The organism is Streptomyces sp. DF42, from assembly GCF_058267695.1.
Genome location: NZ_CM177859.1, coordinates 509867 through 521347 on the forward strand (window position 1 = coordinate 509867; position 11481 = coordinate 521347).

Sequence of the window (11481 nt, forward strand, 5' to 3'; positions counted from 1 at the left end):
CGCCCACCGGGAGTCCTCGCCGGGACATCAAATCGCGTATCCTGCCTACGACTTGGTCCGTCAGCGGTATACGCCATCCGCACTGCACGGTCGCTCCGTGAAGACTGTGGCATATGCCAGAAGCACCACCGTATCGGGTGTTGCCGAATCCCTTACAGGGCGTCGCGGGCTGTGCCACAGTCGTAACGGTCCCCAAGCCGTCAGCCCCGGTCGTACCGTCCCGCATCGGAGTGCGTCATGTCGTCCCATCTCTCTGCGGATCACCCAGCCGCCCAGCCGCCAGGACGCGGCTCGGTCGACGCGTTGATATCGCAGACTCGCCGGCTCAAGGGCGAGGTGGACGCCGTACGACGGGACGCGGACAGTGACGGTTCGGACCCCCAGGAGCGGTGGCAGCGCGCGCTGTGCGATCTTGCCCTGCACCAACTCACCGACCTCACCGCCCACTTGGGGCAGCTGCGGGACGGCCCGGCCCCCGTGCCCCCGATCGCGGAGCCGGCACCTGCCCGTGCCGTGCCGCACGCTCCCCGGCGCGGCTCACTGCTCAGCCGGGTCGGCAGCGCCGAGTGGAACCTGCTGACGGACGAGGCGAGTTGGTCCGGCGAGCTCTACCAGATCCTGGGCCGCGACCCCGCCGCTCCCCCGCTCACCCTCGACGAACTGCCGTCCCTGGTACTGGACGAGGACCGCGCGAAGCTGACGGCGATGGTCACGGACTGCCTGGTCGACGCCAAGCCCATCGACGGTGAGTTCCGCGTCGTGCGCCCGGACGGCGAGGTGCGCGCGGTGCACATGATGGGCGAGCCCGTGCTCGACACCGACGGCAGCACCGCCTCGATGTGGGCCGTGCTGCGTGACGTCAGTGAACTGCGCCGCAGCCAGAAGGTGGTGAGCGAGACCCGTGACTCGCTGCAGAGCCACCAGCACCGCGCGCAGACCGAGCACCGGCTCGCGGTAGAGCTGCAGGAGGCCGTGCTGCCGCCGTGGCGTGGCTCCCTGCGGCTCCCGCACCACGGCCCCGAGACACTGGATCTGGCGGCCCGCTATCTGCCGTCGTCGACGAGCGCACTGATCGGCGGCGACTGGTACGACGCGCTGGAACTGCCCGACGGTCAGACGCTGCTCAGCGTCGGCGACCTCACCGGACACGGCGTCGCCGTCACCTCGGGCATGGCGACGCTGCTGGGCGCCGTACGCGGCATGGCGATGGCCGGCACCGAACCCGGCCAACTGATGTCCTGGCTCAACCAGTTACTCGACGCCACCGTGCAACCTGCCCTCGGCAGCGCCGTCTGCTGCCGGTACCGCCCCGCCACCCGCACACTGACCTGGGCACAAGCCGGACACCCCGCCCCGCTACTGTTCCGCAACGGGACGGGGCGCAGGCTGCACGCACCGGACGGCGTCCTGCTCGGCGCGACCTCGGGTGCCTCCTACGAGCAGGTCGAAGAGACCCTCGAGACAGGCGACCTGCTCCTGCTGCACACCGACGGGCTGGTGCCCGGGCGCAACGGCACGGAGACCGCGGACCGGCTCCTCGACCTGGCCCCCCGCTTCGGCGAGGCACGGACCGCGCAGGACTGCGTACGGATGGTCATGGAGGAGTTCGGCGAGGCCGAACGTGAGGACGACGCGTGCGTACTCGTCGCCAAGGTGATGTGAACCAGCGGTGATGTGAACCCGCGGTGAGATGAATCGGCGGCAGTTGCACGGACCCCCTACGCCCGTGCGCTGTTGCCGCTCTTCGCCGTCCTCGGCAACGACAGTTTGATCTCCTCCCGCAGCTCGTGGATCTTCGGGTAGCTGGAGTACTCGGCGGTGAGCCGGTACATCTGGCGCAGCCTGTCCCAGGTGCGGTGGGAGGAGTTGGTTCCCATCGACATCAGGGCCAGCCGTGCGTACCGGTCGGCTTGCTCCGGGTCGTCGGCGATGAAGCAGGCGGAGGCCATGGACAGGAAGTCGAAGATCTTCGACCGCTGCCGGTCGTCGACCCTGAGCGCCAGGGCCTTCTCCGCGTAGTGCTGGGCGTGCGCGGCGGCTCCGGGCTCGTGCTCGGCCAGTGTGCGGTAGGCCAGGGCCTGCATGCCGTACAGGTCCTCCTCCTTGAACATCTGCATCCAGCTCGGCGGCGGCACGTCGCCCTTGTCGGAGACGAAGAGGTCCTCCGCCCGGCCGAGGGTGCGGCGCATCGCCTGGCCCTTGCCCATGGAGGCCTGAGCCCAGGCCTCGATGGTGTAGAGCATCGCCCGGGTGCGCGGCAGCACCTCTTCGCCGGAACCGGACTGGGCGAGCTTCATCAGGTCGAGTGCGTCGTCGGGCCGGCCCAGGTGCACCATCTGGCGAGCCGCTCGGGAGAGCGCCTCCCCGGCACGGGGCCGGTCGCCGCCCTCACGGGCCGCGTGTGCGGCGATGACGAAGTACTTCTGGGCCGTGGGCTCCAGGCCGACGTCGTGCGACATCCAGCCCGCGAGGACGGCGAGGTTGGCGGCGACGCCCCACAGTCGACGCTGGAGATGGTCGGGGTGGCGGTAGGCGAGCATGCCGCCCACCTCGTTGAGCTGGCCCACGACTGCCTTGCGCTGCAGCCCGCCGCCGCGGGCGGCGTCCCAGGCCCGGAACACCTCGACCGAGCGTTCCAGTTCCTCGATCTCCTGCGACCCGATGGGGGCGGCCTCGTAGCGGTCGAACCCAGCGGGGTCGGCATGCAGGGGATTGTCGTAGTCGGGGGCGTCGGCGGAGAGAGTCGGATCGGTGTGCAGCCAGTCGTACATGGCGCTGCTGAGTGCGGATCCTGCGGTGAGCGCGACACCCGCACCCACCACACCGCGTCGGTTGAGCATGAGGTCCATTCCCGTGAATTCGGTGAGGACCGCCGCAGTCCGCTCGGGCGCCCACGGCACGCCGTCGGGATGTTCCACGCTCCCGGCGTCCTGCCGTTTCCCCACACGCCCGTGCCGGACCAGACCGAGGTCCTCGATGGTCACGACACGGCCGAGACGCTCGGTGAACAGCGCCGCCAGCACCCTCGGCACCGGATCGCGCGGGATCTCTCCCGTGTCGATCCAACGCCGAACCCGGGAGGTGTCGGTCGACAGCTGGGGGTGGCCCATGGCCGCCGCCTGCCGGTTGACCAGCCTCGCGAGTTCGCCCTTGGACCAGCCGGCCAGGCCGAACAGGTCCGCCAGGCGGGTGTTGGGTTGTCCGCTCACGTCAAGCCCCCAGGTTCTCGGCTGAGTTGACAGTAGCCCGGTGCAAGTTGCCGGGCGACTATTCGCCAGGGTTCGCCAGGGTGCGCCAGATGGTGTGCCACTGGGCATCGGGTGTCGGGTAGGAAAGCGCCACCCCGACCCGGTTGCCGAGGGAAACACTCCCCAGGGTGCACCTGAGGTGCCGGGCCGGGCAGCGCATTGACGTCGCAGGCACACGAAGGGATCTGTTTCGCCCATGTACACAGCATCGTCCTCCGTGTCCGCCCCGCCCCGGCCGCTGCAGCCTCGCCCGGCGGGCAGCGGTCCCTATCTCGACCCCGCGCCCCGTCCGGCGGCTCCCGCGCTCGGCGCGGGCAGGGCCCGGCGCCTGCCGGGGCTCGGCACCCAACCGCTCAGCGGGAGACTCGACTTGTCAGGCCCTCAGGGCGCCCAGTTGCGTACGGCGATCGCGTCGGTGCACCGGATCTGCCCGGAGTTCGCTCCGGTCCAGGTGCTGCGCCGCAGCGGACGATCCGTGCTCCTGGTCGGTACGACCGGACGCAGCACGGCCGTCGCCAAGTGCTTACTGGACCACTCCCCCGCGTGGGCCGAGCGGATCCGCCACGAAATAGCGGCGTACCGCTCGTTCGTCCGGCATCGCCCGCCCGTGCGGGTGCCCCGGCTGATCGCGGCGGACCCGGACAACTGCACACTGGTCATCGAGCGGATGCCAGGAAGGGTGGCTGCCCTGCAGCGGCACCCGGCCGAGGCCCCACCGCGCGCGGACGTCAGGGCGGCGCTCGGCGCCATCTGCCGGCTGAACGCGTGGCGGCCCCCGGCCGGCACCTTCGACGCCCCGCTCGACTACGCGGCCCGTATTTCCCGCTACCACGAGCTCGGCCTGCTCACCGACCGCGACATGGGCGACCTGCAGAAGCTGCTGCACGGCATCGCGCACGCCTCGGGCCGGCACGGCATGGGCCAGTTCTGCCACGGCGACGCCCTGCTGTCGAACATCCTGCTCTCACCGGCCGGTCCAGTGCTGGTGGACTGGGAGCACGCGGGCTGGTACCTGCCGGGGTACGACCTGGCGACGCTGTGGTCGGTCCTCGGGGACGCTCCGGTGGCCCGCCGTCAGATCAGCCAGATCGCGCAGACGGCGGGCCCCGCCTCGCGAGACGCGTTCCTGGTGAACCTGATGCTCGTACTGACCCGTGAGATCCGTACCTACGAAACGGCCGTGCAGCGTTCGATGCACGACTCGACCCCGGCGGCACCGGGAGCGGCCCACCCGGGTGCTGCGCCGTCCGGCGAGGAACAGCGGCTGCTGCTGAGGCGGCTGCACGACGACTGCCAGCTGGCCCGACGGGCCGTGCGCGCGGCGGTCGGCACTCGCTGAGGGGACGAAGGTCCGCGGCGCCCTGGACAGCGGCGCTCCGCGGACCTTCGTATGTCCGGGTCCACACGGCCCGCCCGGAAATTACCTTCGCGGCGGGCCATTGGTGTACGCCAGTGACGCCCCGCAGACCCGCAGGGCGCCGCCACGAAACTCCTCCATCCTCGTGTTGACATGGGAAATCCCCCGCCTCTGGGCATGATTGACGGATCGTCGGCCAGCCGGTAACACAGACCCACCGCTCGGCCCTGCACGCCCCGCCACGCTCGTACGTCCCAGGAGGCTGCATTGCGAGGATCCGTCACCGACCCCACGTCCACACCCGGCCACAGACGCGCCCGCGCAACCGCCGGCGCCCTTGCCACGGCAGCGCTGATGCTGCCGCTGCTGGGCGCGGCGCCTTCCGGCGCCCAGTCCTCCGCGGACGGGCTCCAAGGGGCGTTCGCCTCGGCTTCCGCCAAGTACCGCGTACCGCAGAGCGTGCTGCTGGGCGTCTCCTATCTGCAGTCCCGCTGGGACACGCACAAGGGCGCGCCGAGCGTGAGCGGCGGGTACGGCCCGATGCACCTCACCGACGCCCGCACCGCGCTCGCCACCGCCTCGCACCACAGCGAGGGCAGGGAGGATGCCCGCGGCGACAGCGCCCGCGCCGCCCTGCACCCGGACCCCAGGGTGCCGGAGAACTCCGAACTCCCCGCCCGGCTCAGGACCTTGCCGAAGGCGGCCGACCTGACCGGGCTGAGCGCCGGGCAGCTGCGTTCGGACCCTGCCGCCAACGTGGCGGGCGGTGCCGCGCTGCTGGCCGCCGCACAGAGGGATCTGGGCGAGCCGCTCAGCGCAGATCCGGCGGACTGGTACGGCGCGGTGGCGCGTTTCTCGGGCGCGGACGACACCGCGACGGCGGCCGCGTACGCCAACGACGTGTACGACGTGATCCGCACCGGCGAGGAGCGCACCACGGACAGCGGGCAACTGGTCGCCCTGGCGGCCCGCCCGGACCTTGCCCCCGACACCGCGCAGATCGGGAGGACCGGCCTGCGCACGGTCTCGGACGAGGGCACCGAGTGCCCGAGGTCCGTGTCCTGCGAGTGGATCCCGGCCCCGTACGAGGAGTTCGGCGACAACGACTACGGCAACCACGACCTGGGCGACCGCCCGGCATCGCAGAGCATCAAGTACATCGTCATCCATGACACGGAGGGTGCCTGGGACAGCGTACTGAAGCTGGTCCAGGACCCCACCTATGTGTCGTGGGACTACACGCTGCGCTCCACGGACGGGTTCATCGCCCAGCATGTGAAGGCCAAGGACGTGGCCTGGCACGCGGGCAACTGGTACATCAACGCCAAGTCGATCGGCCTGGAGCACGAGGGCTTCCTTGCCGCGCCCGACGCCTGGTACACGGAGGCCATGTACCGCTCGTCGGCGCGGCTGGTCGGATACCTGGCCGCGAAGTACCGCATTCCGCTGGACCGGCAGCACATCCTCGGCCACGACAACGTGCCGGGTCCGACCACGTCGTCCATCTCCGGAATGCACACCGACCCCGGCCCGTACTGGGACTGGCGGCACTACTTCGCACTGCTGGGCCGGCCCTTCGAGCGCACCGCGGGCAAGGCCGGCGGACTGGTGACGATCCTCCCGGGCTTCGCGGCCAACCAGCCCGTGTACACGGGCTGCGTCACCAGGGACCAGCCCTGCGCGGCGCACGGCTCCAGCGAGGTGCGGCTGTACTCCGACCACGACGAGGACTCCGCCCTGATCAAGGACGTCGGTCTGCATGGAAACGCCGCCTCGACGATCGACGTCAATGATGTCGGCTCGCGGGTGTCCACCGGCCAGCAGTACGCGGTGGCGGGCCACTACCGGGACTGGACGGCGATCTGGTACCTCGGCCAGAAGGCGTGGTTCAAGAACCCGAGGAAGAACCCGGCCGCGGTGAACGCGTCCGGCTTCGTGGTCACCCCCAAGCCGGGCCTGGACAGCGTCCCGGTGTACGGGCGTGCCTACCCCGAGGCCTCGGCCTACCCGGCGGGAGTGCCCGCGCAGGCGGTGTCCCCGCTGTCGTACTCCCTGCCCGCGGGGCAGCGGTACGTGGTCGGTGACAGGGTGCCCGGCGAGTACTACTACGCGGTCACCTTCGCCACCGGCTCGCACCGGGTGGTGGTGGGAAAGGACCTGTACTACGAGATCCAGTTCGGACACCGGGTGGCGTTCGTACGGGCGGCCGACGTGACGGTGGCGCCATCGCGCCCGTAGCCGCTGTCAGCCCTGCTGGAAAAGCTCCGCCGGGAGTGGCTTCAGCAGGGCGTACAGGTCGTCCGTGATGGGTCGGTCCCAGGCGGCGATGGTCACCAGGACGTTGTCGCTGCGGTCGAACTGGACGCAGGAGATCCGGCTCTCGGACAGCTTGAGGCGGCGCACGATCAGGAGGTTGTCGCCCTGCATGACGGGCATGTCCTCGACGCCGACGACGCTCACCTCCTCCTCGTTCTCCAGCGCGAGCAGCAGCTGGGCCACCTCGAAGGGGATCTCGCCCTCGCCCGTCTCGCGGGCCGGGGAGCCCTCGGGCAGATTGCCGATGACCATCGCGGGGCCTCGGCCACCGAAGAGGTCGTAGCGCAGGAAGACGCCCTGACAGGTGCCGTCGGGGGCGGGCAGCAGGCCGGCGCCCAGATTGCCGGGCCAGTCGCCCGGGTCCATGGCCAGGACGTCGAAGTCGGGCCCGGCGGGAGTGGCGCTGCGGCGGCGGAGGAACGACATGTCGCCAATGGTAATGGGGCGCGCAGGTCGTTGTGCGCGTGCGGGCCGGTGGACGGCGATCGGGCCGACGCGACGGAGTCGCGAATCGTCGGCCCCGCACCCTGGGGCGCCGGACTTCAGGTCGGTTTCAGTGCCGATGTCAGCCCGGTGATCTCCGTGCCCATCTTGCGGTAGACCGCCGAGAGCAGGCGCACGACCGCCGGCTCCTCCGTGTGCAGCTCCTTCGCGATCTCCGCCTCGGTGCGGCCAGCGGCGGCCAGGTTCGCCGCGGAGCGTTCGCGGCTGGTCAGGGTGTCCGTCTCGGTGCTGTGCAGGCGGCGCGGGCGCAGACCGGCCGCGGCGAGTTCGTCACGGGCCGTTTCGACGAGACCGTCGGCGCCGCACTGGACGGCCGCGTCGAGGCCGCGGTACAGGAGTTCGGCGGCGTCCCCGGGGCGGCCGGTGCGGCGCAGTTCGGTGCCCAGGGCGACGAGTGCGCAGGCCAGCTCGTAGGCGGCCGGGGAGCGCTCCAAGTGGGTGACGGCCTCCTCCAGGTACTTGATGCGGGCCGAGCCCGAGGAGACCTCGGCGGCTGTCCGCAGGGCCTGGCCGATGGCGGACGGGGTGCCGAACTGGCGGGCGCGGGCGACCGCTTCGAGGGCGGTGGCGACGGCGCGTTCGGGGGTTTCACAGGCCTCGGCGCGGGCCAGGTGGAGCTGCCAGGGGCACCAGGCGGGGTTCCGGATGCCGCGCGGGTCCAGACGGCGGCCGGCGGCGGCCAGTTCCTCGGCCGCTTCCTTGGTGCGACCGCAGGCGAGCAGGAGTTCGCCGTGCACGGTCTGGGCGTCGGGGAAGACGACGGCGGCCGGGAAGGGCGCGCAGAAGGAGTAGTGGTCGCCGGTCTGCGCGGCCTCCGTGACCCGGCCGCGAGCGAGGAGGACCTCGATGAGGATGCCCACCGCGTACCAGTGGGCCGGAGTGCCGGGGCCGACCCGCTCGGCGAGCCTGAGTCCGGCGCGGACGAAGTCCTCGGCCTCGGCGAGCCGGCCGCGGCGGTAGCGGACGTAACCGAGGAGTGTGTACGCGAACGAGAGGTGGGCGCCTCGCCAGCCCTGGCGTTCGAAGTCGGCGGTGCCCGCCGTGAAGAGTTCCTCGGTGCGGCCGGGGCGGTCGGCGTACATGAAGGCCAGCGCGACCAGGACGGGCACCTCGAAGCCGCGGTCGGGCTCGGCCCAGCCGAGGCCGCCGGCCAGGGCGCGTTCGGCGTGGTGGAGGGCGACGTGGGCGGGTTCGCCGCGCAGGACCGCGTCCCAGGTGCGCAGGCCGATCACGTAGCGCTCGGTGAGGTCACGGCCGCTCAGCCGGTCGGCGAGCTTGGTGAGGCGGCGGGAACGGGAGGGGTGGTCGGGTTCGTCGGCCCGGAAGGCGTCCCACATGAACTGTTCGGCGAGCATGCGCAGCTTGACCCGGGCGTCGTCGGTGACGCGGATCTCGCGGGCGAGGGTGTCGGAGGCCTCGGCGAGACGGTCGCTGTGGGCGAGGACCTGGGAGAGCCGGTAGACGATGTGGTGGCGCAGGTCGGCCTCGGCGATGGGCTCCTCCAGGGCGGCCCGCAGATGGTTGACGGTGGTGGCGGGTTCGGTGAGCAGGGAGGCCGAGCCCAGTTCGTACAGGACGGCGGCACGGTCCGCGAAGGGCGGGGGTTCGCGCAGGGCGCGGGCGAGGTAGCTGCGGGCGGCGTCCGGGGCGCCGGCCCGGAGGGTCTCCTCGGCCGCGGCGCGCAGTCGCTGGACGACCCAGTTGTCACCGTCGGGGTGGGTCTCCAGGAGGTGGCGGGCGGCGGCGGAGGCGCCCTGTCCTTCATTGATCACGCACCAGGCGGCCTGGCCGTGGAGAGCGACGCGGATGCCGGGCGGGATGGCCCGGTAGACGGCGGTGGCGATCAGCGGGTGGACGAACTCCAGGGTCTCGGCGCCGGTGAGGATGCGGGCGCCGCGCAGGGCGTCGGCGGCGTCGGCGGCCTCCTCGTGGCCGAGTCCGGCGACGGCGGCGGCGAGCAGCGGCTGGATCTCGGTGCCGAGGACGGCACAGGCCCAGGCGAAGCGGACGGTCGAGGTGCCGAGTCGTTCGAGGCGGACGACGAGCCCGCTGCCCTTCACCGCCGCGGCGAGGTCGCGCAGCAGATGGGCGCCGGACTCGGTCGGGGTGACACCGCGGTCGCGCACCTTGGCGGTGAGCTCGACCGTCTCGAACGGGTTGCCGGCGGTGACGGCCCAGCACTCGCGGCAGAACGCGTCGTCGGCGTGCGCACCGACGGCTTCCCGCACGAGGCGTGCGACGGCGACGGCGCTGAGCGGTTCCAGGTCGAGTGGGCGTCCGCCCGCGCGCCCCGGCAGCCCCTTGAACGACTCGGCGTGGTCCGGGAGTTCGTCGGGCCGATAGGCCACCACGACCAGCAGCGGGAGCTGTTCGGCGCGGGGTGCGAACGCGGCGAGCCAGCCCAGGGATTCGGGATCGGCCCAGTGGGCGTCGTCGAGCACGAGGACCATCGGGGCGCGCAGCACGGCGAGATGGGTGAGCACCCAGTCGAGGCCGTCGCGCAGCCCCTGCTGGTCGGGCGGGGCACCGCCGGTCGGCGCGCACAGGCCGAGGGCGGGACCCACGATGTCGTACCAACTGCCCAGCGAGGCACGCAGATCGGTCTCCGCGGTACCGGCCAGCTGGGGCTGCAGCAACTGTCGGGCGACGTGGAAGGCGACGCGCTGCTCCTGGTCGCCGCCGCGGGCGGACAGTACGGTGCAGCCCCTGGCGGCGGCGCGCCGGCGCACCTCGGCGAGGAGGGTGGTCTTGCCGATGCCGGCGCGCCCGGCGACGGCGAGGAGGGCGCCGCGGGGGCGGTCGGAGGGTTCGGCGCCGTCCCTGCGCAGGCCGGTGAGTTCGCCCAACGCCTCGTCCACAGCGGCGAGTTCGCTCTCGCGTTCGAAGATGGTCCTACTGCTGCGCACGATGCGCTGCCCCATGGTGTATACCCCCTGCCACGCTGGTACGCCCGCGCGGGGAGCGGGCGCGCACCGTGACCTACAGGCACCTCAGCGTACGCCTCGCGAGGGTCGCGCGACCCGTTTCGGCCCGTTACCGGCCGTACCTGTTCAGGACGCTCTCGCAGCGCCGTTCGTGTCGCCCGGCGACGCGGCCCGACGCCGATGTCACCGGCGCCCGCTGTCTGCCGCTCCTCACTTCTCCCCCGGCGTCGGCGGCACCACCGCCACCGGGGCCGCCGCGTGCAGCAGGACGGCCTGGGCGACCGAGCCCATCATGCGGGCGGGTGCGGGCAGCCGGCGGCGACGGCCCACGACAACCAGCCCGGCGTCCTTGGAGGCGGCGACCAGCAGGCCGGCCGCGTCGCCCGGCATCGCACCCGCGTCGGCCCGCACGGCTCCCGGCGCGCCCACCAGCGCCTGGTACTCCACGTCCGGCAGGCCGGCCCGCCCGTGCAGGTGTCCCGTACCTGGTCGAGCACCGGATCGTCGTCCGGGGTGGTCGGACCGGCCGCGAGGACGTCCGGCTGCGCCCAGGCGGCGTACTGCTGCACGTGGACCACCCGCAGCGGCGGCGCCCCGCGTCTGCGGGCGTCGTCGACGGCCCCGTCCGGGGCACGCGGACTGTCGTCCGACCCGTCAACGGCCGCGATGACCGGCAGGCTGCTGCTCATGGGGTTCCGCACCTCCGGAAGACGGCCTTCCCCTCCAGGGGTCAGCGTCGCTCGGACACCGCCCCGGGAGAGCGCTCAAGGCCGCGTGTCCGGAAAAGCGGAAGGAACACCCCGGATCGGCCGGTCGGCTCAGCCGCCGGCCATCAACCACCGGCTACCGGATCAGGCACAGAGCCCCAGGTCACGTCAGGTCGAACTCCCCTTCCCGCGCCCCCGACACGAACGCGCCCCATTCCGCGGGCGTGAAGATCAGGGACGGGCTTTCCGGGCTACCGCTGTTGCGCATCGCGATGAAGCCCTCGACAAAAGCGATCTGGACATCCCCCATGCCACGGCTGCTCGAGTGCCAATCGGCGTTGCTGAGGTCCAGCTCCGGCTTGTCCCAGCCCGCAAGCGGGTGCTGCTGGATGGTGCTCTCGGCCACGTCCGTGCTCCTCCCGACT

The 11481-nt window shown here is 72.0% G+C and carries 7 protein-coding genes and 1 pseudogene; 3 read left to right on the plus strand and 5 right to left on the minus strand.

Features of this window, described 5'->3' with window-relative positions; genetic code table 11:
- Window positions 1-237 precede the first annotated feature (237 nt).
- The gene (locus tag ACYUED_RS02435; RefSeq protein ID WP_491290670.1) at window positions 238-1662 is read left to right on the plus strand and encodes a PP2C family protein-serine/threonine phosphatase; all 1425 of its coding nucleotides are present in this window, start codon (window positions 238-240) and stop codon (window positions 1660-1662) included.
- A gap of 56 nt (window positions 1663-1718) precedes the next feature.
- On the opposite strand, the gene ACYUED_RS02440 is transcribed toward ACYUED_RS02435, so the two are convergent.
- Window positions 1719-3209 (minus strand): DNA-binding protein NsdB, encoded by a 1491-nt coding sequence (locus ACYUED_RS02440; protein ID WP_491290671.1) that lies wholly within the window; start codon window positions 3207-3209, stop codon window positions 1719-1721.
- A 235-nt stretch (window positions 3210-3444) separates the two neighbouring features.
- Here ACYUED_RS02440 and ACYUED_RS02445 point away from each other — a divergent pair, with 235 nt between their 5' ends.
- Complete coding sequence (locus ACYUED_RS02445; RefSeq protein WP_491290672.1) at window positions 3445-4587, plus strand: aminoglycoside phosphotransferase family protein; 1143 nt, start codon at window positions 3445-3447, stop codon at window positions 4585-4587.
- 285 nt (window positions 4588-4872) lie between these two features.
- Window positions 4873-6843: an N-acetylmuramoyl-L-alanine amidase gene (locus tag ACYUED_RS02450; RefSeq protein WP_491290673.1), complete on the plus strand. Its 1971-nt coding sequence runs from the start codon at window positions 4873-4875 to the stop codon at window positions 6841-6843.
- 6 nt (window positions 6844-6849) lie between these two features.
- Here ACYUED_RS02450 and ACYUED_RS02455 read toward each other — a convergent pair whose 3' ends face one another.
- From ACYUED_RS02455 to ACYUED_RS02470, 4 genes and pseudogenes are all read right to left on the minus strand, one after another.
- Window positions 6850-7347: a hypothetical protein gene (locus tag ACYUED_RS02455; protein WP_491290674.1), complete on the minus strand. Its 498-nt coding sequence runs from the start codon at window positions 7345-7347 to the stop codon at window positions 6850-6852.
- Between the two features lie 116 nt (window positions 7348-7463).
- A complete protein-coding gene (locus ACYUED_RS02460) occupies window positions 7464-10346 on the minus strand; it encodes an ATP-binding protein (RefSeq protein WP_491290675.1) in 2883 nt (960 codons plus the stop codon).
- A 213-nt stretch (window positions 10347-10559) separates the two neighbouring features.
- Window positions 10560-11038, minus strand: a pseudogene (locus ACYUED_RS02465) (universal stress protein).
- Between the two features lie 181 nt (window positions 11039-11219).
- Complete coding sequence (locus ACYUED_RS02470; RefSeq protein ID WP_266531442.1) at window positions 11220-11462, minus strand: DUF397 domain-containing protein; 243 nt, start codon at window positions 11460-11462, stop codon at window positions 11220-11222.
- Window positions 11463-11481: the final 19 nt, after the last annotated feature.